Genomic DNA, 21,341 nt, shown 5'->3' with positions numbered 1-21,341 from the left:
GTCGACGGCTTCCTGTGTGGGCGGGCGCCGCTTTAGGTTAGCTGCTCGACTTGTCCACTCCGAACGTGTCCGCGAGGTCGTCCAGAATCAGGTGCGCGCCCTGAATACTGACCGGAGACATCCACTCCGAATCGTCGACGTCGACGGTACGGCCACGCAGAGTTTGCCACAGCGGACTCGTGAGGAACGGCTTCGCGGCTTCGGCGCTCTTGCCCTCGGGATCCTGCCACGTACTGACGAAGATGACGTCGGCGTCGGCCTCGTTGATCAGCTCTGGACTGATCTTCATCATGATATTGCCCGGGTCGGCAGGATCGGGGCCCTGGTTGCTCGGGCGGGCGAGGCCGGCGTCCTCAAGGACGATGCCGCTGAACGAGGTGGTGCGGTACAGGCGTGCTGTCGGTTCGCCGGCAAAGCGGACGACGGAGATGACCGGGTTGTTCGCGGCCTTGTTGACGGCGCTTCCGACGGAGGCGGCACGCGCTTCGTATTCGCCGATCTTCTGCTCGGCAAGATCTTCCTTGCCGAGGGCCTCACCGACGAGTCGGATGTTGGCCTTCCACGTCGGTCCCGTCGTCTGTGTGAACACGGTCGGGGCGATTGCGGAGAGTTGTTCGTAGTTCTTGCCGTCGCGGACTTCGGCCGAGATGATCAGATCGGGCTGGAGTGCCGCGATCTTCTCGAGGCTGACGGCGCCGACTGTTCCGACGGAAATTGCGTCGGCTGCGAACTCGTCGCGGGTTGATCCGAGGTAGTCGGGCAATCCCGGCTCGCGGTAGTCGACGTATCCCACGAGGGGTGACTCGAGGAGCAGTGTGGCGTCGGTGAAGCTGTTGTCGAGCGCAACGACTCGCTTGGGCTGCGACGGAATCTCGGTGCTACCGCGGAAGTGTTCGATCGTGCGGGGAAATGCCCCCTGTTCGGTCGACGTCGCGGTGGTGTCCGGCTCGTCACTCGAACATGCGGGGACGATCAACGCCAGGGCGGCAACGACGGAAATCGCCGCGGTTCGGCGAGCAAAGTGTTTCACGGGTACTCCTGTACTAGGTTAGGCAAGCCAGACCTTAACAACCGGACCGAACAACGGGACAGTTCGGGCTTCGACTCCCTGGCGATGCGAAATCAGGGTGCGACACGCCGCAACACGAGATCACACTCGTCACTTCGGGAACATAAACCGCAGGTCGATCGTTTAGTGGGAGCCAAAACGGTCCCTCGAGTACGACGCTGAGTAGGACCGGGTCGCGAGGCGTCACGGTCACGGTCTACGATTCGATGAGCGCAAGCCAGAAGCCGTTTCCCGCACGCCGGGAAATGGACCCTGCGGCGCGACCAAAGGCTCTGTCGAAGGAGTCTGCGGAGCGACCAAAGGCACATTCAGGAGGATCAGTGACTGCCGTAGCGCCCCAGCCAGTCCCCGCGATAGCTGCAGCCAGGCCTTACCCGCCGCGGCAGGGACCCAAGGGCTCATTCATTTTCAAGATGATCACGACCACCGACCCCAAGGTGCTCGGAATCATGTACTTGGCGACTTCCATCGCCTTCTTCCTCATCGGTGGCCTCATGGCACTGATGATGCGTGCCGAGCTAGCTGTGCCCGGCATGCAGTTTCTCTCGAACGAACAGTTCAACCAGCTGTTCACCATGCACGGCACCATCATGCTGCTGCTGTACGCGACGCCGATCGTCTTCGGCTTCGCCAACTACATTCTTCCGCTGCAGATCGGCGCGCCCGACGTTGCGTTCCCGCGTCTGAACGCGTTCAGCTACTGGCTGTACCTGTTCGGTGCGATCATCGCGACGGCCGGATTCGTGACCCCCGGTGGCGCAGCCGACTTCGGTTGGACCGCCTACACCCCGTTGACGAATGCACTGCATTCTCCGGGCGTCGGCGCTGACCTCTGGATCATGGGCCTCGCAGTCGGTGGTCTCGGCACCATCCTCGGTGGCGTCAACATGATCACCACCGTGATCTGCCTGCGTGCACCCGGTATGACCATGTTCCGCATGCCGATCTTCACCTGGAACATCTTCATCACCAGCATTCTCATCCTGCTGGCGTTCCCGCTGCTGACCGCTGCACTGCTCGGCCTGTTCGTCGACCGACATCTGGGTGGTCACATCTTCGACCCGGCAACAGGCGGTGTGTTGCTCTGGCAGCACCTGTTCTGGTTCTTCGGTCACCCCGAGGTGTACATCATCGCGCTGCCGTTCTTCGGCATCGTCTCGGAGATCTTCCCGGTCTTCAGCCGTAAGCCGATCTTCGGCTACAGCGGTCTGGTGTATGCAACGCTCGCCATTGCAGCTCTGTCGATCGCCGTGTGGGCGCACCACATGTACGCAACCGGCGCAGTTCTGCTCCCGTACTTCTCGTTCATGACGTTCTTGATCGCAGTGCCGACAGGCGTGAAGATATTCAACTGGATCGGAACGATGTGGAAGGGGCAATTGACCTTCGAGTCGCCGATGCTCTTCTCGATCGGCTTCCTGATCACCTTCCTCTTCGGTGGTCTGTCGGGTGTCATCCTCGCGAGCCCGCCGCTCGACTTCCACGTCACGGACAGCTACTTCGTGGTTGCCCACTTCCACTACGTGGTCTTCGGCACCGTTGTGTTCGCCACCTACGCCGGTATCTACTTCTGGTTCCCGAAGATGACCGGCCGCATGATGGACGAGCGCCTCGGCAAGTGGCACTTCTGGACCACGTTCGTCGGCTTCCACGGCACGTTCCTCGTGCAGCACTGGCTCGGCGCCGAAGGCATGCCGCGTCGTTACGCCGACTACCTGCCGTCCGACGGCTTCACGTCGCTGAACACGGTCTCGACAATCTTTGCCTTCGTACTCGGTGCCTCGACGCTGCCGTTCATCTGGAACGTCTTCAAGAGCTACCGCTACGGCGAAGTTGTCACGGTCGACGACCCGTGGGGTTACGGAAACTCGCTCGAATGGGCAACCAGTTGCCCGCCGCCGCGTCACAACTTCACCGAGTTGCCGCGTATCCGCAGCGAGCGTCCGGCATTCGAACTGCACTACCCGCACATGGTTGAGCGGATGCGCGCAGAAGCGCACGTCGGCCCCGGCCACAACAGTAAGAACGACGCCCTCGAAGGCAGTTCTCACTAAATGAGCAACCCGACCTACACGTAGGTCAACGCCAAAGGCCCCGCCCGAACAACGGGTGGGGCCTTTCGCTTGTTCGATTGCCGATTGGCACAATAGGTGTCGACGCATGTCGATCACGACACGATTTCCAAGAAATGATCGGAGTTCTCGGTGGGTGCCTCAGACACCACTGTTCTGGTGACCGTGACCGGGCCTGACCGGCCCGGTGTCACCTCGGTACTGTTTGCCGCACTGTCGCGGCACAATGTGAGCCTGCTCGACGTCGAGCAGGTGGTCATCCGAGGTCGGCTCACGCTCGGCGTCCTCGTTGCATGCCCGAACGATCCGGAGGCGCTGCAAGAAGAACTCGAGCAGGCGATGGCGACGGTCGGCATGAACGTCGACATCGAAATCGGCGCAGATCCCGGTCGGCCCGCTGTGTCCACCCACGCCGTTGTCGTTCTCGGCAGTCCCGTGAATGCTCGCGCGATGCGCGGAGTGGCACGCGAGTTGGCCAAGCAGGGCGCCAACATCGATTCCATTCGCGGTGTTGCCGACTACCCGGTGACAGGCCTGGAACTCAGTGTCAGCTCCGCCGGCAGCGCCGACGCAGACGCGAAGTTGCGCACCGGTCTTGCCGAAGTCGCAGCACTCGAGAACGTCGACATCGCGGTCGAGCGCGCCGGTTTGGCAAGGCGCGCCAAGCGTCTCATCGTGTTCGACGTCGACTCGACGCTCGTTCAGGGTGAAGTCATCGAGATGCTCGCTGCCAAGGCCGGCGTCGAAGACGAGGTTCGCGCTGTCACGGAAGCTGCGATGCGCGGCGAGATCGACTTCACCGAATCGCTTCATCAGCGGGTGGCCACCCTCGCGGGACTGGACGCCTCGGTGATCGACGAGGTAGCTGCGAGCATCGAACTGACCCCAGGTGCACGCACCACCATCCGCACCTTGCGTCGTCTCGGCTTCCATTGTGGCGTTGTCTCCGGCGGATTCCGTCAGGTCATCGAAGGATTGGCACACGAACTCGAACTGGACTTCGTTCACGCCAACACCCTGGAAATCGTCGACGGCAAGTTGACCGGCCGAGTGATCGGCGAAATTGTCGACCGCGCCGCCAAGGCGGTCGCGCTCCGGAAGTTCGCCGATCAGGTCGGCGTCCCCATGGAACAGACCGTGGCCGTCGGTGACGGCGCAAACGACATCGACATGCTCAATGCTGCCGGCCTTGGTGTGGCGTTCAACGCGAAGCCGGCACTGCGCGAGGTTGCCGACGCGGCGCTGTCGCATCCGTTCCTCGACGCCGTGCTCTTCATCCTCGGTGTGACTCGCGACGAGGTCGAAGCAGCAGACGCGATCGACGGCGGCGTTCGGCGCGTGCCGATCCCATGATCGACGACCCCTGCGCCGCGGTGATGTCGGGCCCGGACGCGCTCTGGCGCGCCCGGCACGCCGTGCTGGCTGCGGGTTACGGTGGCCGGCCCGATCCGGCCGATCCCGCGCAGGTTTTGGCGATGCCGATGGTCCTGCATATTCCGAAAGCTGATCCGCCTCTGCGCAGTTCGCTCCTCGAAGCGGCCGCATCGGCGTCGGTCGCTTTGTGTCTCGACGAGCGAGTCGGGTTGGCCGAGGACGGCGAACCCGGCCCGTGGCGAGGCAGCTTCACGGCATGGGTGAGCGGGCGAATTCGTAAGGTGTCGCGCCGCGCTCGGGGAGCGCAGTGGTTGGCCGCGCAGGATGTCGCGGGAATCACTGTCGATGTCGACGGTGCCCAGGCCCGGGCTCTGGTGCCCGGACCTGTCGGGGAACTTGATCCGCGGATCAAGAAGATGCAGATCGGCGGCACCGATCTCGAACACGACATCCCGGGTCCGCCCATGCCTGGACTGCCCGTGCTGTGGATTGACCCCGCGCTCGAGATGACGGTGGGAAAAGCATCGGCACAGGTCGGTCATGCGTCAATGCTGTTGGCGGCAGCCATGTCCGACGAGGAAGCCTGGCGCTGGGCTCAGACCGGATTCCGGTGTTCGGTTCGTGACGCGGACCCGGCGCACTGGGCGGATGCTGTGGCTCGGTTGAGTTCCGACGCCGTCGCTGTCAGGGATGCCGGTTACACCGAAGTGGCGCCCGGGTCGATGACGGTGATTGCGGTTCCCGGCTAGACCAGTCCAGTATCGCCATCTTGGCTATGGGTTAAGTGTCCAGTGAGCCTGCAGGATGGCTGAGTGCTCATACGTAGATTTGCCTCGCTGTTCCTTGGCCTGTGGCTGTACGGCTTCTCGATGGCGATGATGATCGCCGCCGGACTCGGCCTGGACCCCTGGGATGTTTTTCATCAGGGTGTGGCAGAGCGGTTCTCGTTGAGTTTTGGTGTCATCACCGCGATCACCGGTGCGCTTGTGCTGTTGTTGTGGATCCCGCTGCGTCAACGACCGGGATTCGGAACCGGCGCCAACGTTGTTGTCATCGCCATTTCAGTGGATACCTCATTGGCCTTTTTGCCGGACTTTGATTCCATGCCAGTTCGAATCCTCATGCTGGTATCCGGTGTTCTTCTCAACGGGTTGGCCAGTGTCCTGTACATCGGAGCGGGCATGGGCCCCGGCCCACGCGACGGGCTGATGACGGGATTTGTCGCGCGCACCGGGCTGTCGGTTCGCCTGGTTCGGACCAGCATCGAGGTTGTTGTCCTTGCCGTGGGGTGGGTCCTCGGCGGCACGGTCGGTGTGGGAACCGTGCTGTACGCGTTGGGGATCGGACCCACCATTCAGCTCTTGATCAAGGTGCTGCCGGACTCCATGACGGCGGCAGTGACAGGGACGCGCAAGGCCAGGACCGTCGGACCGCTCACCGTCAGCGTGGAACCAACTGCGACGGGGCCGGCCGACCCTGGTTCGCCGGTGGAGGTGGCCGAATCGAACACCGGCACCAGTGAACCGTCGAACCATTCCGGGGTTCCGACCGTGATCTGAGCCGGTCCGCCGGAATGCAGGATCAGTAGCCAGCTGCTGTCGCCGAGTGGTCGCCCGGCACGCGTATGGGAGCGGACGTCGGCGCCGTCTATCCACGCTTGCACTGTTCGGTTGCGCTCGTCGTACCAGGCGCTGTCGTCGAATTCGGTTCCGGTGGAGTCGAACCAGACGAGGTCGGGATGGTCGATGCGTCGGCGCCCCTCGAAGAACTCAGGTTGCCGGAGGGCAGGTGCCGATCGGCGCAGTGCAAGTGCTCGGGAGACAAAACTGATCAGGGTGGGATCCGCACTCGACCAATCGAGTGCCCACGATTGTGCCGGCGTTGCATGCGTGGGAACGCAATACGCGTTGTTGTTGCCGCCGAGGCTGCGTCCGAACTCGTCACCCGCGGTCAGCATCGGTGTGCCGGTGGAGAGGACGAGTGTTGCCAGGAGTGCCCGGACGTGTCGGCGACGGGCTTCGATGACGTCGCTGTCGTAACTGGGGCCTTCGATTCCGTGGTTGAACGAATCGTTGTTGTCGGCGCCGTCGCGGTTGTCCTCACCGTTGGCCTCGTTGTGTTTTGCGTTGTACGACACGAGATCGGCCGCGGTGAAGCCGTCGTGGGAGGTCACGAAGTTGATCGATGCCCACGGCCGCCGACCGTTGCCGGCAAAAACGTCCTCCGAGCCTGCGAGTCGTGACGCAACTTCCCGGACGCTGGAATCGCCGTTCCAAAAGCGTCGAATACTGCTGCGGTACTTGTCGTTCCACTCGGACCACTGCAAGCCGAAGTTGCCCACCTGATAGCCGTCGCCGGTGGCGTCCCATGGTTCGGCGATCAATTTTCGACGCGTCAAGACGGGGTCGGACGAGATCGCCGAGAGCACGGCAGCTCGCGAATCGAAGGCGCCGCCGCGTGGTCGTCCCAGCGCGCTCGCGAGGTCGAAACGGAAGCCGTCGACGCCCATCTCATCGGCCCAGTAACGCAGGCTGTCGGTAATCATGCGCACCGAGACAGGGGAGGAGGCGTCGACGGTATTGCCGCACCCGGTCAGGTCGATATCGCTGCCGTTTTCGCTCAGGAGGTAGTAGCCGCGCGCATCCAATCCGCGCCAGCTGACGCTGATTCCGTCGACGCCTTGCTCACAGGTGTGGTTGTAGACGACGTCGAGAATCACTTCGATTCCGGCGTTGTGCAACGCGTCGACCATGAACCGGAACTCGGAGACCTCGTTGCCCGGGGTAGCCGCATAACCGGGGTGCGGCGCGAAGTACGACGCCGTCGAATAGCCCCAGTGATTGCGCATTCCGCGCGACCGAACGCTGTCTTCGGTCAGAAATGCTTGGACGGGAAGCAGTTCCACGGCCGTGACGCCTAGGCCTACGAGGTAGTCGACGATGGCTGGGGCTGCAAGCCCGAGATACGTTCCGCGGTGCGCGATCGGTACGTCGGGATGAGTGGCGGTGAAGGCGCCGACGTGAAGTTCGTAGATCACCGTCTCCTCCCACGGTGTCTCGAGTCGATGGTGCGGCGGTGTCAGGCCGGCCGTCACGACGCAGACGGGGACGTGGCCGAGCGAGTCGACTGTCGACGGTTCGCCGAACGGATCGTGTTGGTAGTCGCGCAGCGCTGCAGCGTCGCCGAGGTCACCTTCGATGCGGCGCGCCCACGGGTCGATCAGAAGTTTGTGGGGATTGAACCGCTGACCTGTCCGCGGACTCCACGGTCCGTCGGCGCGGACGCCGTAACGTTGCCCGGCCCCGACGCCGTTGATCACTCCGTGCCAGATTCCGTACGTGTGTTGGCGGAGGTTCACACGCTGTTCTCGGCCGGCGCTGTTGATCAGGCAGATCTGTACCGCGGTGGCGTCCGGCGAATGGACGGCAAACTGGGTTCCGCCGTCGACGACGGTCGCTCCGAGTGGGAACGGAGAACCCGGAAGTGGGGTGTGAGATTCATCTAGAGGCGACACGCAAGTAGATCCTGCCGTGGATGGCCGGAGAATGTGCGGGAAGATGGTCGGGTGCCAACACCTGATCCTGACCTGCTCATCGATTTCGACAACGTTCTCATCCGCCGCGGCGGGTCCACTCTTGTGGGTCCGGTGACGTGGAAGGTGGAGCTCGACGAGCGATGGGTGGTGCTCGGACCCAACGGTGCGGGCAAGACGTCGCTGCTGCGTATCGCGGCCGGCGAGGTGTTTCCCACCAGCGGTACCGCGCATCTGCTCGGCGAGGTGCTCGGCCGCGTCGACGTCAACGAACTCAAGCCGCGCATCGGCCTGTCGTCGTCCTCGCTGGCCAACCGGGTACCCGCCGACGAGAAGGTCAGCGACCTTGTTGTCTCGGCTGGTTATGCGGTTCTCGGCCGCTGGCGCGAGGAGTACGAGGCGATGGACACATCCCGTGCCGTCGAGATGCTCGAGAGCCTCGGCGCCGAACATCTCGCGGACCGCACGTACGGGACTCTTTCCGAGGGCGAACGTAAGCGAGTGCTCATCGCGCGTGCCCTGATGACCGATCCTGAACTGCTGCTGCTCGACGAACCCGCAGCCGGCCTCGACCTTGGTGGCCGCGAAGAACTGGTCGCCCGCCTCGCTGTACTCGCGGCCGATCCCGACGCGCCCGCCACTGTCCTGATCACCCACCACGTCGAGGAGATCCCGCCGGGATTCACTCATGCCCTCCTGCTCAAGGAAGGTGGCGTCGTGGCTCAGGGGCTGCTCGAGGACGTCATCACCGCCGAGAACCTCAGCAACGCGTTCAGTCAGTCGATCACCCTCGATCAGGTCGACGGTCGGTACTTCGCGCGTCGTACGCGAGCATCCGGAGCACACCGGGCACCCGTGACGGTGTAGGTTCCCGAAACATGGCTAACGAGTTTGCGGACGCTGTCCCCACACCCAAGGACGCATCGACGGTGATTCTGGTGCGCGACGCGGAAAACGCGGCATCGGGCATCGAGATATTCCTGCTCCAGCGGGTGAAGGGGATGGCGTTTGCCGGCGGGATGACCGTGTTCCCCGGCGGCGGCGTCGACAAGTCCGACGGCACGGCCGAGGTCGAGTGGGCGGGTCCGTCGGCTCAGTGGTGGGCGGAGCGTTTCAGCACCGATGTCGCGCGAGCCAAGGCGCTCGTGCTGGCAGCAGTCCGTGAGACGTTCGAGGAATGCGGTGTCCTGCTCGCCGGGCCGAGTGCGGATACCGTCGTCGCAGACACGTCCGGCTACTCGGCGTCGCGGGTTGCTCTCGAGAACCACGAACTCACGTTCAGCGATTTCCTGAAGCAGGAGAATCTGGTTCTGCGTACCGATCTGTTGCGTCCGTGGGCGAACTGGATCACCCCGATCGGTGAGGCCCGTCGATACGACACTCGCTTCTTCGTGGCCGCGTCACCCGAGGGCCAGGTGGCCGATGGAGTTACCTCCGAGGCAGCCGAGGTTCGCTGGCAGAGTCCGCAGGACGCGCTGGACCATTGGCGCGCCGGCGACAGTATCCTGTTGCCGCCCACCTGGACTCAGCTGACGGAGTTGGCGAAGTACAACTCCGTTGCCGACGTCCTGGCGGCCGAACCCGAGATTCCGATCATCCTCCCGACGCTCTACCGCGACGAGACGACGTTCCGGATCGACTTCCCGAATCAGGATGACTACTACATCCCCGGGCCGCATCCTTGGGCTGCCCGGCCCGCCAAGTAATCTCCAGGGCATGTCTGAATTCGTAACTCTCGAGGTTTCCGACGGTATCGGCACGATCCGTCTCGCGCGCCCCCCGATGAACGCTCTGAACCGTCAGGTCCAGGACGAACTCGCGGTCGCGGCACGCGCGGCGGCAGTCGATCCGGCAGTGAAGGCCGTCATCGTCTACGGCGGCGAAAAGGTCTTTGCTGCCGGTGCGGATGTCAAGGAAATGGCCGAGATGGACTTCGCTCAGATCAGTGACGCGGTGGCCGGAATCCAAGCCGGAATCGGCGCCGTCGCCGCGATCCCGAAGCCGACCGTTGCAGCGATCACCGGCTATGCCCTTGGCGGCGGACTCGAAGTTGCACTCTCCGCGGACCGTCGTATCGCGGGAGACAATGCCAAGGTCGGCGTACCGGAGATCTTGCTCGGCATCATCCCCGGCGGCGGCGGCACCCAGCGATTGGCCCGTCTCATCGGACCGGCTAAGGCCAAGGATCTGGTGTTCACCGGCCGTTTTGTCGGTGCTGACGAGGCGTTGGCAATGGGCTTGATCGACGAGGTTGTCGCGCCGGACGACGTGTACACCGCTGCCCGGAAGTGGGCGTCGCAGTTCGTGGGCGGCGCATCGCGTGCGATTGCGGCTGCTAAGGCTGCTATCGACGAGGGCCTGAACACGGACCTGGAAACGGGCCTGAAGATCGAGCAGCATCTGTTCGCAGGACTGTTTGCGACCGAGGATCAGTCGATCGGCATGGCGTCGTTCATCGAGAACGGTCCGGGCAAGGCCGAGTTCACGGGCCGGTAGGCTTCCCTAAATTAGAACTTGTTCATCTCTTACCAGCGAGTAGGATAGCCGAATGACTGCCAGCCCCACTGACGACGACATTGCCACGCCGCCTGCTGCCGAGGAAGCAGTAATGGACCCCGCGCCGCGGCCGCACGCCACGGCCGAAGAGGTCGAGGCCGCTCGTAAGGACACCAAGCTTGCTCAGGTGCTCTACCACGACTGGGAAGCCGAGACCTACGACGACAAGTGGTCCATCTCGTACGACGAGCGCTGCATCGACTACGCCAGGGGCCGGTTCGACGCCGTCGCCGGTGATCAGCCGCTGCCGTACGAGCGGGCACTGGAACTGGGTTGCGGCACCGGCTTTTTCCTCCTCAACCTGATGCAGGGTGGGGTTGCCAAGACGGGTTCGGTCACTGACCTCTCGCCCGGCATGGTCAAGGTCGCGATGCGCAACGCCGAAAACCTTGGTCTGCCCGTCGACGGACGCGTCGCCGACGCCGAGACCATTCCCTACGAGGACAACACCTTCGACCTCGTGGTCGGACACGCTGTGCTGCACCACATTCCCGACGTGGAGAAGTCGCTGCGCGAGGTTCTTCGTGTCCTCAAGCCCGGTGGGCGCTTTGTCTTCGCGGGGGAGCCGACCACCGTCGGTAACTTCTATGCTCGCTGGCTCGGCCGCGCGACATGGGAAGCCACGACCACGGTGACCAAGCTGCCGTTCCTCGCCGACTGGCGTCGTCCACAGGAGGAGCTCGACGAGTCCTCACGCGCCGCCGCTCTCGAAGCTGTTGTCGACATTCACACGTTCGACCCGACGGACCTCGAGAACATGGCGAAGTCCGCAGGCGCCGACCAGGTTCACGCCGCCACCGAAGAATTTGCCGCCGCACTGCTCGGGTGGCCGGTTCGCACCTTCGAAGCCGCAGTTCCGCAGGAAAAGCTCGGTTGGGGCTGGGGGCGCTTCGCTTTCGGTGGTTGGAAGACCCTCAGTTGGGTCGACGAGAAGATTCTGCGCCACGTCGTACCGCGCGGCTTCTTCTACAACGTCATGATCACCGGCGTAAAGCCAGGCAACTGAAACATTGGGTTATGACTTCACCCTCGCTGACATCGCCTATCTGGAAAGTGACTCCGGCATAGCGGCATTGGCCGAGATGGAACAGTTCGAGCTGTCCACGCGTACGCGTCTGGCCGACATCGGCCGGGCGCGTACGCGTTTCGGCGACCACATGCCCGCGCTTGTCGACACGGTTCTGCTGCGCCGAAAGGCGGCTGCAAAACTCCCCGGCAGCGGGGGCTGGTTGTTCACCGACGACGCGATGCAGCAGGCCACCCCGGCGGCTGTCGCAGATCACCGTGCGCAGCGACTTGTCGGGCGCACGGTGCACGACGTGACGTGTTCCATCGGTGCGGAACTGCACGCCCTCACCGGCGTTGCGGATCGGGTAATCGGTAGTGACATCGACGCCGTCCGTTTGGCGATGGCCCGTCACAACGTGCCGTCGGCGGCGCTGTTGCGGGCTGATGCTTTGCGTCCGACAACGCGCGGCACCGTGATCCTTGCCGACCCGGCACGCCGTTCGGGTGGACGGCGAACACACGATCCGGCCGCATTGATGCCGCCGCTCCCGGATCTGCTCGATGCGTACGACGGCCGCGACATTGCCGTGAAGTGTGCTCCCGGACTCGATTTCGACAACCTCGGCTGGAACGGCGAGGTCGAGGTCGTCTCACTCGACGGCGGTGTCAAAGAGGCCTGTCTGTGGTCGGCGGGACTTGCCGAGGCGGGCGTGACGCGTCGGGCATCGGTACTGCGGTCCGACGGCACCGGGTGGTCGGTGACCGACGCCGAGGACGACACCATCCCCGAGCAGGAACCGGGGGAGTGGATCATCGACCCGGACGGCGCCGTCGTTCGGGCGGGCCTGGTGCGCCACTATGCGGCCAGACATGGTCTGTGGCAACTGGACCCACGGATTGCGTATCTCACCGGAAACAGCATCCCCGAGGGTGTTCGCGGATTCCGGATTCTCGAACAGATCAAGTACTCCGAAAAGCTGTTGAAGCAGACTCTCTCGAAGCGCGACTGCGGCGTCGTCGAGATCCTGGTTCGTGGTGTCGACGTCGATCCGGCAGTGCTGCGTCCACGGCTCAAACTCAAGGGTTCTGTGTCGCTGAGTGTGGTGATCGTGCGCATCGGACGCTCGGCGTCGGCCTTCATCTGTGAGGCGTCGCGCTAGCCCTGAGTCGTCGCACAGCTCACTTGAAGACGAACAGCTCACCGATTGCGCTGGGCGTCAACACTTCACCATTCGGGCCGATGGAAGTGCCGACGGTGAAGCCGACCGCGCCTGGCAGGGTGTTCTGAGCAACGGTTTCACCGGATCGGGTGTCGAACGTGATCAGGCTCAGCCCGTTGTCGCCTTCGCGGACGACGGTGTACCCGGTGTCCCCGGCAGTTTGAGCCGGAACACCCAACTGCAGTAGATCCTTGCGCTCCCAGACGAGTTCGGCGTGATCGCCCTTGTCCTGGACGGCAAGCAGGTGACCGTCGGCAGCTCCGGCGGGGATGATCAATCCGTCGTCGGAGGTGGAGGGACTACCCGCGGAGTTGAAGCCGATGTTGTAACTCCACACCGGGTCGCCGGTTGCGGCATCGATCGCCCACAGCGTTCCGTTGTTGTCGGTGGTGTAGACGGTCTTTCCGTCCTTCGACAGGTCCGGGCTCGACGCGGTTCCGCCGGGCAGTGCGTCGGTGGACCACTCCGGGGTGATCGAGGGATTGTCGCCGCCTGTGTACTTCATGGCGACCAGATCGGCGGCCTGGGAGTTGGGCCCGTAGAACGTGAAGTAGAACGTGCCGCTTTCCAGATCGATTGCGGGGGTGTTTGCCACCGGGCAGCCCGACGTGCCGAGGAAGCACTCGTCGAGTCCCTGGTTGTCGGGAATGAGTTCGGCGTTGGTCTGCTGCTCGAACGTCGGCGGCGGAATCAAATTGAACGACGAGACAACCTTTGCGCCGGTCTGGGGATTGAGCACGTTGATCTGACCGAGCTGCGTGATGAACAGCAGGTTGCCGTCGCCCGTGAACTGCGCCGACAGGGGAGTGCCGACAACGAGTGTGCGCCAACGCAACTGGCCGTTGCGGGTGTACGACGCCATCGCCCCGCTTTCACCCACGTAGACGTTGGTCGCGGTGTCCACGATGGGCGTCGACGCGGCAACACCGTCGTTCATCCGGGTACACCACACCTTGCGGCCGGTGTCGAGCTGAAACGAGAAGAGGTTGCAGCCGTTCTCGGCGCGCGCCGTCACGAAACTCTGGCCGTTTGCTCCCACGGATGCATATGCGGCAATGGGACCGCCGAGTGGACGAGACCACGCGAACTCGAGATTGCGCGAACCCGTGACCTCGCTGGTGTCGCTGTTTCGGGCGTCGGCGTGCATCGCCGGCCAACCGGCAGTTGCGTAGCGGTCGACGACGGAACTCTCGCTTCCGCACCCGGCAGCCATCACCGTAGCGATCGCCGCCATCACCATCACGGACGACCGTAGGACCCGCCGCATCTCACATCTCCCTGCCGCTTGCGAAAGTAGTTCGGACCAGAGACTATCCCGCCGTAGGCAACGTGACGGGGCACACCCCGAGGGTCGGTGCGTCGACTGCCCGTACTCTGAATACTCATGACGAGCATGTGGGGCGCACCGTTGCGCACTCGGTGGCGGGGATCACGCCGAAACGACAGCGATCAGGCCAAGTTCCTGACCGTCGATTCCCTCAAATGGGTTCTGGCGAACAAGGCATATACCCCCTGGTACCTGGTGCGGTACTACCGTCTTGCCAAGTTCAAGATGGCCAATCCGCACGTGATTCTGCGCGGCATGGTGTTTCTCGGCAAGAACGTCGAAATCCACTCGACTCCCGATCTGTCCCGCCTCGAAATCGGGCGCTGGGTCCACATCGGCGACGGCAACGCGATCCGCTGCCACGAAGGCTCCTTGCGCATCGGAGACAAAGTGGTCTTCGGCAAGGACAACGTCGTCAACACGTACCTCGACATCGAGATCGGCGCCTCGACGCTGGTTGCCGACTGGTGCTACATCTGCGACTTCGACCACCGCATGGACGACGTCAACACCCCCATCAAGGATCAGGGCATCGTGAAGGGCCCCGTGCGCATCGGTCCGGACACCTGGGTTGCCGCGAAGGTCACCGTCCTGCGTAACACCCGCGTCGGTCGGGGTTGTGTTCTCGGAGCGCACGCCGTAGTCAAGGGCGACATCCCGGACTACAGCATCGCCGTCGGTTCCCCGGCCAAGGTCGTCAAGAACCGTAAGGCCGACTGGGAAGCGGGCGCAGCGGACCGTGCCGAGTACATCGCGGCCCTCGAAGACATCGCGCGGAAGAAGGCAGCCGCCGAGGCGGATAAATCTGTCAGGAAGTAGAGCGTGACGCTCGGGAGGGGAGTGCGGCATGAGTGAACAGACACCCGATTGGGTTGTGGAGCACCGACGCGAGTTGGTGACCTTCCTGGACGGTCTCACCACCGCGCAATGGGACACACTCTCGCTGTGTGAGGGGTGGCGTGTGCGTGAAGTGGTCGCGCACATCACCATGCCGTACCGTTATCCCGCTTCGCGATTCGTACTCGAAATGGTGAAATCGCGCGGCAACTTCAACCGCATGTCCAACCGCCGTGCGCTTGCGGACGCACGCGATTTGACCGAGCAACAGCTGCTTGCCTCCCTGCGCGAGCACGTTGCATATCCCTGGAAGCCGCCCGGTGGCGGCTTCGACGGGGCGCTGTCCCACGACGTCATTCACGGCCAGGACATCCGCGTTGCCCTCGGCGACGACTACGTCGTACCGGAGGACCGCCTCAGTCGTGTTCTGGGCGGCTTGTCACCCAAGAACGTGAAGTACTTCGGCGCAGACCTCGAAGGCGTGCGTCTGCGCGCTGACGACCGGGACTGGGAATTCGGCGCAGGCGCCGAAGTGCACGGCGCCGCACAGGACTTGCTGATGGTGCTGTGTGGCCGCATCCTGCCGCCGGGCCATCTGCTCGGCGACGCGCGGATGCGGTTCACGTCAGCGTCCGGGTAGGGGGCGCTCCGGAATCACCGGGCGGGCCAGGGGATGGCGCACCCGACGCTTGGCTCCCGCGTACACGTGCGCGGTTTCCTCGGCCACTTGATGCCAGTCGAAGTCCGAGGTGAGGCGTGCCCGCGCTGCGACGGCTCGTTCCTGAGCGCCCGCCGGGTCGTCGAGCACTTCGCGTACGGCCGACGTCAGTCCCGCAACATCGCCGGGTTGGAAGGACATACCGGTTACGCCGTCGACAACGGCTTCGCCCAATCCACCTGCAGTAGAGGTAATCAGCGGTGTACCGGCTGCTGCGGCTTCGAGAGCGATGATGCCGAACGGTTCGTACCGTGACGGCAGAACTATGGCGTCGGCGCCGTGCAGCCAACTCAGAAGCTCGGAGTGGTCGAGGTTGCCGAGAAAGTTGACCGACCGCACGACGCGATGGGTGCGCGCCTGTTCGGCGAGCCAGCCGAACTGAGTGCCCTCGCCCGCGACAGCGAGTGTGGTGCCGGGATGGCTACGACGGATTCGCGGCAGCGCAGCAATAGCGTCCTGGACACCTTTCTCGTATTCGAGGCGTCCGACAAAGAGTAGTTTCGGTGGCCCCGACCTCGGTGCACGTTCGCGAAAGTTCCACGTGGTCAGGTCAATTCCGTTGCGGATGACCGTGAGCGGCGGTAGTGAAGGGCCGTAGAGCTCGGTAACCTCGTCCTGCATTGACGCGGAACATGTTATGAGAGCGTCGGATTCGTTGGCCAGCCACCACTCGACGGAATGGACCTGACGGTTGATGCGTCCGGAGATCCAGCCGCTGTGCCGGCCGGCTTCCGTGGCGTGGAGCGTGGAAACCAGTGGCACGTCGTAGAATTCGGCCAAGGCGATTGCGGGGTGAGCGACCAGCCAGTCGTGGGCGTGAACCACGTCAGGCTGCCAGCCTTCGCCGACGCCGGGCTTGTGCAGCGCCGTTCCGGCTCTGACCATCGCGTGCCCCATCGCGAGTGTCCAGGCGAGCATGTCCTCGCCGAACACGAAGTGTGCTGGGTCCTCGGCAACCGCGACGACAAGCACGCCTTCGGAGATGTGCGTGACCGTCGGGTGCGTCGACGCGTCGGTACCGGACGGACGACGCGACAGAACAACCACCTCGTGCCCGGCCGCGGCCAGTTCGGTGGCGAGATGGTGGACGTGCCGACCCAGTCCGCCGACCACAACCGGGGGGTATTCCCACGAAACGATGAGAATTTTCACGAGATGCTCCCGTTTGCCAGTTCGCTCTGGGGCGGACCGTCGAGTTCGCTCTGGCGCAGACGCCGTGCGTCGAGGCCGGGGAACAGGCCGTCCGCGCGATTCCAGCCGTCGGCGAGGCGGGTGGCAACCGCATCCCTGCCGGAGACCACGGCGTCGGCGATCTCCCTGGTTGCGTGAGCGTGCTTGTGTGCGCGTTCGCGCGCATACCCCGCTGCGGAATCCTTGCTCACCATGAACGCCCAATCGCTCGACACTGTCATCAGTGTCTCCCGAAGCACCTGATCGTTTACCCGGTTTCGCAGTTCCGGACGTCCGGGGACATTGTCGTGCCCACGAGACTTGTCCACCGCATTCAGTGCCGTGTCGACAACTTCGGTGTTGAGTTGCACGAGATCACTTACCTGATCGCCCGCCCACACTCGCCAGTCCTTACCTGATCCCCAAGACGAATCCTCCAGTTGCACAGGCTTACCCACGTATCCGGCGGCCTGCGCATCGCCTAGGGTTCCGACGCGGATGCCCGCCTCTGGTAGGGCGCGAAGAACCTTTTCGAGCCACTGCGGACCCTCGTACCACCAGTGCCCGAACAGCTCGGTGTCGAACGCCGCGACCACCAGTGCGTCGCGCCCGATGCGCGCGGATTCCGATCGCAATCGCGCACGGACGGCCTCGACGAAGTCGGTGACATGCTTGTCGACGGCGGCCGCTGCGAGGTCCGGATCGTAGGGAGCCTTGTCAGCGGAGTCGACCGTTCGGCCGGTGACCCGGGACGGTTTCAGGCCGGTCTCGTGGTCGTACGTGTGGAAATCGCGGTACGCGCCGTGGCCGGGATATCCGGATTTCGGAGACCAGACGCGGTAGCTGACCTGCAGGTCGCGGCCGAAGGCCACAACATCGGAGTCGCGGACCGGGCGGCCGAGGGTGGTGTCACCGCGCAGGGCAGGGCCGTCGACCATGAAGTGTGTGACGCCGGCTTCGGCGTACCCACGTTCCATTCCGGGGGTGTACCCGCATTCGGGTCCCCAAATGCCGGTGGGAGTGTGGTTCCACCGCGCCTGAGCATCGGCGAGGCCCTCGCGGAGGGAGAACGCGCGCAGCCGAGGATCGAGAAGCGGCTGGAACGGATGAGCCAGCGGGCCCCCGAGCAATTCGAAGGCGCCGCGGTCGATGAGATCGCGGAAAACCGGGGAAGCGCCGTGCTGCCAACGGGTTTCGAAGTCTTCCAATGCTGCGGCAGACGCACGGTGCTCGCGCGCGCCGAGTTCACGGTGCGCCGCGTCGGGCATCCCGGCCGCTTCGTGCGCGCGGATCTGCCAATTGCCGAGCCAGTGGTGCATCCCGGCGAGGCAGTGTGGATCGTCGAGCTGTGCCGCGAGTACCGGCGTGATTCCCAGCGTCAGAAGGTTGGATCGACCTTCGTCGGCGAGGCGTCGTAGCGCCGCGGTGAGAGGGAGGTACGACCCGGCCCACGACTGGTAGAGCCATTCTTCGCCGACGGGCCATCGCCCGTGGTTGGCGAGCCACGGCAGGTGCGAGTGCAGGACCAGGGCGAACATCCCCGGTTCTCGGACGGGTGTTGCGTTACTCACTCGGCAGGATCTTTCACTGCGGGGTCTTTGACAGCGGCGTCTTTCACGGCAATTGCGACGAGGTCGAGGCTTGCGTCGATGTCGGGGACGGCGAGCGTGAAGTCGTCCACGGTGATGCCTTCGACGTCGCGGGTCAGGTCCGCCGGCCATGGCTCACCGGCGAGGGCACGGTCGATCTGCGCATTGATGAACGATCCGCCGTGTTTGGCGTCGAGGTCCTTCAGTCGCGGGCCGTGATGGACACCCGTCATGAGTTGGACGCGGAATCCGGCGTCGACCAGGAGTTCCGTCATCTCGTCTGCGTTGAGTTCGCGGGTGTGAAACGGGTTGAGCGGTGTGTCCCGGCCCGGGGAGAAGGTGATCCGATTGGGGGTGCTGATGAGAAGTTCGCCGCCAGGAGCCAAGACTCGGAAGCACTCGCGCAGGAATTGTCCCTGGTCCCACAGGTGCTCGATTACCTGGAAGTTCACTACTACGTCCACCGAATTGTCTTCGAGTGGCAATTCGGCGAGATTGCCGTGGACCATCTCGACGCGGGGGTAACGAGCGCGGACGTGTTCGACGGCGGAGATGTCGTAATCGAGACCGGTGACCTTGGTGGCGACATCGGCAATCATGTTGGCGCCGTAGCCTTCTCCGGAACCGGCTTCGAGCACGCGGCGATCGGTGCAGCGTTCCAGCAACGCGCGGTAGACAACTTCGTGGCGCCGGAACCAGTAGTTCTCCTCGGGAATTCCCGGCACAGTTCGTTCGCCCGTCAGGGGCAGGGGTGCGTCCTCGTGGTTGCTGACACTTGTTTCACTCACCTCTGGGAGATTAGTGCCAAACGGATAGAACGTGTTCACGTGGTCCAGATCACAGCGATAATTTGCACTCCGTGCCGTTATGGTGAGGGTGGTTCCACGTTAAGTTACCGACGGGTAACTTAACGTGAGGTAATCTAACGCACAGCCGACGTGAGACGAGAAATCCATTTGCGGAATCCCTCGGCCTGCGCGTAGCAACACAGACGATTTATCAGGTGAAATACACACAGGAGGTCGACGAAGACCCATGACGAATATCGTTGTTTTGATCAAGCAGGTCCCCGACACATGGTCCGAGCGCAAGCTGACCGACGGCGACTACACGCTTGACCGTGAAGCCGCAGACGCAGTGCTCGACGAGATCAACGAGCGCTCCGTCGAAGAAGCACTCCTCATCAAGGAAGCTCAGGGCGGTGAGGTGACGGTGCTGTCCGCAGGCCCCGACCGCGCCACCGACGCTATCCGCAAGGCACTGTCGATGGGCGCCGACAAGGCTGTCCACATCAACGACCCCGCGCTGCACGGATCCGACGCCATCCAGACCGCGTGGACCCTCGCAGCCGCACTCGGACAGATCACGTTCGAGAACGAAGAGCCTGCAGACCTGATCATCGCCGGCAACGAGGCCACTGACGGCCGTGTCGGCGCTGTTCCGGCCATCATTGCCGAGTACCTGGGCATTCCGCAGCTCACGCAGCTGCGCAAGCTCGTCGTCGCTGACGGCACCGTCACCGGTGAGCGCGAGACCGACGAGGGCGTTTTCGGCCTCGAGGCTTCGCTGCCCGCAATCGTCTCGGTCACCGAGAAGATCAACGAGCCGCGCTTCCCCTCCTTCAAGGGCATCATGGCCGCGAAGAAGAAGGAAGTTCTCGTCTACACACTGGCCGACCTCGGTGTCGACCCGGAGACCGTGGGTGTTGCCAACGCCGGCACGACCGTGACCTCCTCCACTCCGAAGCCCCCCCGCACCGCTGGTGAGCGCATCGCAGACGAGGGAGACGGTGGCACCAAGATTGCCGCGTACCTCGTCAGCAACAAGGTCATCTGATCGCGCCCTTCTAGGCAACCAGCAGAAAAACTCAGGGAGAGTTAAGTCATGGCAGAAGTACTTGTGCTCGTAGAGCACGCAGAAGGTGCGCTGAAGAAGGTCAGCACCGAACTCATCACCGCTGCACGCGCACTCGGTGAGCCGTCGGCAGTTGTCGCCGGCCCCGCCGGCACCGCAGCCAAGCTCGCCGACGCACTGGCAGCAGCCGGCGCAGAGAAGATCTACGTCGCCGAGTCCGACGACATCGAGGGCTACCTCGTCACCCCCAAGGTCGACGTTCTCGCCGCACTCGTCGAGTCCACCAGCCCCGCAGCGGTCATCACCGCAGCCGGCACGGAGGGCAAAGAGGTTGCCGGTCGTCTGGCCGCACGTCTGGGCTCCGGTCTGCTGACCGACGTCATCGAGATCAAGGCCGACGGAACCGGCGTCCACTCCATCTTCGGTGGCGCGTTCACCGTCGAGGCCAAGGCAAACGGCGACGTCCCCGTCTACTCGGTTCGCCCGGGTGCAGTCGAAGCAGCTCCGCAGGCCGGCGCCGGCGAGCAGATCGCTGTCGAGGTTCCGGCTCAGGACGAGAGTGCCGTCAAGGTCACCTCGCGTGAGCCGATCGTCGGTGGCGACCGCCCCGAGCTCACCGAAGCCAGCGTTGTGGTTTCCGGTGGACGTGGCGTCGGCAGCGCCGACAAGTTCTCCGTCGTCGAAGAGCTCGCCGATTCCCTCGGCGCAGCAGTCGGCGCTTCGCGTGCGGCTGTGGACTCGGGTTACTACCCCGGACAGTTCCAGGTCGGTCAGACCGGTAAGACGGTCTCCCCGCAGCTGTACATCGCACTCGGCATTTCCGGTGCCATCCAGCACCGCGCCGGCATGCAGACGTCCAAGACCATCGTCGCGGTCAACAAGGACGAAGAGGCACCCATCTTCGAGATCGCCGACTTCGGCATCGTGGGCGACCTGTTCAACGTCGCACCGCAGCTCACCGAGGCTGTGAAGGCTCACAAGGGCTAAAAAGCACCACCTGCTGTGCGCCCTTATC

General features: G+C 63.8%; 18 protein-coding genes and 1 pseudogene. 13 read left to right on the top strand and 6 right to left on the bottom strand.

The features are described from left to right. Window positions 1-37: 37 nt before the first annotated feature. Entirely contained in the window at window positions 38-1,030 is a 993-nt protein-coding gene (locus CJ178_RS08630) for an ABC transporter substrate-binding protein (RefSeq protein WP_095886531.1), read from the bottom strand. 359 nt (window positions 1,031-1,389) lie between these two features. Between CJ178_RS08630 and ctaD the strand changes: the two genes are divergently transcribed. The 4 genes from ctaD (at window position 1,390) to yczE (ending at window position 6,074) form a co-directional block, all read left to right on the top strand. Continuing rightward, the gene (gene ctaD, locus CJ178_RS08625) at window positions 1,390-3,123 is read left to right on the top strand and encodes an aa3-type cytochrome oxidase subunit I (protein WP_072782333.1); all 1,734 of its coding nucleotides are present in this window, start codon (window positions 1,390-1,392) and stop codon (window positions 3,121-3,123) included. A gap of 150 nt (window positions 3,124-3,273) precedes the next feature. Beyond that, the gene (gene serB, locus CJ178_RS08620; protein WP_033231092.1) at window positions 3,274-4,494 is read left to right on the top strand and encodes a phosphoserine phosphatase SerB; all 1,221 of its coding nucleotides are present in this window, start codon (window positions 3,274-3,276) and stop codon (window positions 4,492-4,494) included. Further along, the gene (locus CJ178_RS08615) at window positions 4,491-5,264 is read left to right on the top strand and encodes a peptidyl-tRNA hydrolase (protein ID WP_095886530.1); all 774 of its coding nucleotides are present in this window, start codon (window positions 4,491-4,493) and stop codon (window positions 5,262-5,264) included. Before serB ends, CJ178_RS08615 begins: the two co-directional genes overlap by 4 nt. A 120-nt stretch (window positions 5,265-5,384) precedes the next feature. Further along, window positions 5,385-6,074, top strand: coding sequence for a membrane protein YczE (gene yczE, locus CJ178_RS33645; protein ID WP_306453209.1), 690 nt, complete (start codon window positions 5,385-5,387; stop codon window positions 6,072-6,074). Window positions 6,075-6,088: 14 nt separating this feature from the next. On the opposite strand, the pseudogene glgX reads toward yczE, so the two are convergent. Next, window positions 6,089-8,029: pseudogene (gene glgX, locus CJ178_RS08605) on the bottom strand (glycogen debranching protein GlgX); the annotation flags it as partial. A 33-nt stretch (window positions 8,030-8,062) separates the two neighbouring features. On the opposite strand from glgX, the gene CJ178_RS08600 reads away from it, so the two are divergent. The 5 genes from CJ178_RS08600 to CJ178_RS08580 are packed head-to-tail and all read left to right on the top strand — an operon-like array spanning window position 8,063 to window position 12,771. Next, entirely contained in the window at window positions 8,063-8,914 is an 852-nt protein-coding gene (locus CJ178_RS08600) for an ABC transporter ATP-binding protein (protein ID WP_179300730.1), read from the top strand. An 11-nt stretch (window positions 8,915-8,925) separates the two neighbouring features. Beyond that, window positions 8,926-9,753, top strand: coding sequence for an NUDIX hydrolase (locus CJ178_RS08595; RefSeq protein ID WP_033231089.1), 828 nt, complete (start codon window positions 8,926-8,928; stop codon window positions 9,751-9,753). 10 nt (window positions 9,754-9,763) lie between these two features. Next, the gene (locus CJ178_RS08590; RefSeq protein WP_045070404.1) at window positions 9,764-10,543 is read left to right on the top strand and encodes an enoyl-CoA hydratase/isomerase family protein; all 780 of its coding nucleotides are present in this window, start codon (window positions 9,764-9,766) and stop codon (window positions 10,541-10,543) included. Between the two features lie 52 nt (window positions 10,544-10,595). Next, window positions 10,596-11,609 (top strand): class I SAM-dependent methyltransferase, encoded by a 1,014-nt coding sequence (locus CJ178_RS08585; RefSeq protein ID WP_372472364.1) that lies wholly within the window; start codon window positions 10,596-10,598, stop codon window positions 11,607-11,609. Window positions 11,610-11,613: 4 nt separating this feature from the next. Continuing rightward, on the top strand, window positions 11,614-12,771 hold the full coding sequence (locus CJ178_RS08580) for a THUMP-like domain-containing protein (RefSeq protein WP_045070402.1): 1,158 nt from the start codon (window positions 11,614-11,616) through the stop codon (window positions 12,769-12,771). Window positions 12,772-12,790: 19 nt separating this feature from the next. On the opposite strand, the gene CJ178_RS08575 is transcribed toward CJ178_RS08580, so the two are convergent. Further along, window positions 12,791-14,098 (bottom strand): outer membrane protein assembly factor BamB family protein, encoded by a 1,308-nt coding sequence (locus tag CJ178_RS08575; RefSeq protein ID WP_095886527.1) that lies wholly within the window; start codon window positions 14,096-14,098, stop codon window positions 12,791-12,793. Between the two features lie 117 nt (window positions 14,099-14,215). Here CJ178_RS08575 and CJ178_RS08570 point away from each other — a divergent pair, with 117 nt between their 5' ends. Both CJ178_RS08570 and CJ178_RS08565 read left to right on the top strand, forming a co-directional pair. Continuing rightward, the gene (locus CJ178_RS08570; protein ID WP_045070397.1) at window positions 14,216-14,977 is read left to right on the top strand and encodes an acyltransferase; all 762 of its coding nucleotides are present in this window, start codon (window positions 14,216-14,218) and stop codon (window positions 14,975-14,977) included. 28 nt (window positions 14,978-15,005) lie between these two features. Beyond that, complete coding sequence (locus tag CJ178_RS08565; protein ID WP_045070393.1) at window positions 15,006-15,635, top strand: maleylpyruvate isomerase family mycothiol-dependent enzyme; 630 nt, start codon at window positions 15,006-15,008, stop codon at window positions 15,633-15,635. Here the strand turns inward: CJ178_RS08565 and CJ178_RS08560 are convergent. Genes CJ178_RS08560 through CJ178_RS08550 form a run of 3 tightly spaced genes read right to left on the bottom strand, consistent with a single transcriptional unit; the run spans window position 15,621 to window position 19,260 of the window. Beyond that, window positions 15,621-16,865, bottom strand: coding sequence for a glycosyltransferase family 4 protein (locus CJ178_RS08560; protein WP_033231082.1), 1,245 nt, complete (start codon window positions 16,863-16,865; stop codon window positions 15,621-15,623). The genes CJ178_RS08565 and CJ178_RS08560 overlap by 15 nt on opposite strands. Beyond that, on the bottom strand, window positions 16,862-18,421 hold the full coding sequence (locus tag CJ178_RS08555) for a 1,4-alpha-glucan branching protein domain-containing protein (protein ID WP_045070391.1): 1,560 nt from the start codon (window positions 18,419-18,421) through the stop codon (window positions 16,862-16,864). The genes CJ178_RS08560 and CJ178_RS08555 overlap by 4 nt, the downstream gene beginning before the upstream one ends. A 29-nt stretch (window positions 18,422-18,450) precedes the next feature. After that, window positions 18,451-19,260: a class I SAM-dependent methyltransferase gene (locus tag CJ178_RS08550; RefSeq protein WP_045070389.1), complete on the bottom strand. Its 810-nt coding sequence runs from the start codon at window positions 19,258-19,260 to the stop codon at window positions 18,451-18,453. Window positions 19,261-19,507: 247 nt separating this feature from the next. On the opposite strand from CJ178_RS08550, the gene CJ178_RS08545 reads away from it, so the two are divergent. Continuing rightward, the gene (locus tag CJ178_RS08545) at window positions 19,508-20,308 is read left to right on the top strand and encodes an electron transfer flavoprotein subunit beta/FixA family protein (protein ID WP_033231080.1); all 801 of its coding nucleotides are present in this window, start codon (window positions 19,508-19,510) and stop codon (window positions 20,306-20,308) included. Between the two features lie 48 nt (window positions 20,309-20,356). After that, window positions 20,357-21,313 (top strand): electron transfer flavoprotein subunit alpha/FixB family protein, encoded by a 957-nt coding sequence (locus CJ178_RS08540; protein WP_045070388.1) that lies wholly within the window; start codon window positions 20,357-20,359, stop codon window positions 21,311-21,313. Window positions 21,314-21,341 lie beyond the last annotated feature (28 nt).

Source organism: Rhodococcus sp. ACPA4, from assembly GCF_002300185.1.
Lineage (GTDB): Bacteria > Actinomycetota > Actinomycetes > Mycobacteriales > Mycobacteriaceae > Rhodococcus_F > Rhodococcus_F globerula.
The sequence above is the reverse complement of the archived record's forward strand: the minus strand, read 5'-3'. Positions and strand labels throughout refer to the sequence as shown.